1 protein-coding gene is annotated in these 963 nt (G+C 64.0%); it reads right to left on the bottom strand.

Going from position 1 to position 963, the window contains the following annotated elements:
• On the bottom strand, nt 1–963 hold a 963-nt coding region (tuf, locus tag ACFOPI_RS24200), incomplete at both ends, for an elongation factor Tu (RefSeq protein WP_382180022.1).

The raw sequence follows: 963 nt of genomic DNA, 5'->3' as shown, positions 1-963 counted from the left end.
GCGCAGACCTTCTTCCATGGCGATCGGGGCGATCAGCTTGACGGTGATCGACACGTTGTCACCAGGCATCACCATTTCCTTGCCTTCGGGCAGCTCGATGGCGCCGGTCACGTCCGTCGTGCGGAAGTAGAACTGCGGGCGGTAGTTGTTGAAGAACGGCGTGTGACGGCCACCTTCGTCCTTGGACAGCACATACACCTCACCGGTGAAGTGCGTGTGCGGCTTGATGGAGCCGGGCTTGCACAGCACCTGGCCGCGCTGCACTTCTTCGCGCTTGGTGCCGCGCAGCAGGATACCGACGTTGTCGCCCGCCTGGCCCTGGTCCAGCAGCTTGCGGAACATTTCCACGCCCGTGCAGGTGGTCTTCTGGGTGGCAGCGATACCGACGATCTCGATTTCTTCGCCGACCTTGATGATGCCGCGCTCGATACGGCCGGTCACCACGGTACCACGACCGGAGATGGAGAACACGTCTTCCACGGGCATCAGGAAGGCACCGTCCACCGCACGCTCAGGCGTGGGGATGTAGCTGTCCAGCGCGTCGGCCAGGCGCATGATGGCCTGCTCGCCCAGGTCGCCCTTGTCGCCTTCCAGGGCCAGCTTGGCCGAGCCCTTGACGATGGGGGTGTCGTCGCCGGGGAAGTCGTACTTGGAGAGCAGCTCGCGCACTTCCATTTCGACCAGTTCCAGCAGTTCGGCGTCATCCACCATGTCGCACTTGTTCAGGAACACGATGATGTAAGGCACGCCCACCTGGCGAGCCAGCAGGATGTGCTCGCGGGTCTGGGGCATCGGGCCGTCAGCGGCCGAGCACACCAGGATGGCGCCGTCCATCTGGGCGGCACCGGTGATCATGTTCTTGACGTAGTCGGCGTGGCCGGGGCAGTCCACGTGGGCGTAGTGGCGGTTGGCCGTCTCGTATTCCACGTGCGCGGTGTTGATCGTGATGCCGCGGGCCTTTTC

Origin of the sequence: Hydrogenophaga luteola (genome assembly GCF_042648585.1) — a bacterium.
GTDB lineage: Bacteria > Pseudomonadota > Gammaproteobacteria > Burkholderiales > Burkholderiaceae_C > Hydrogenophaga > Hydrogenophaga luteola.
This window is presented reverse-complemented; position numbering and strand designations above follow the sequence as displayed.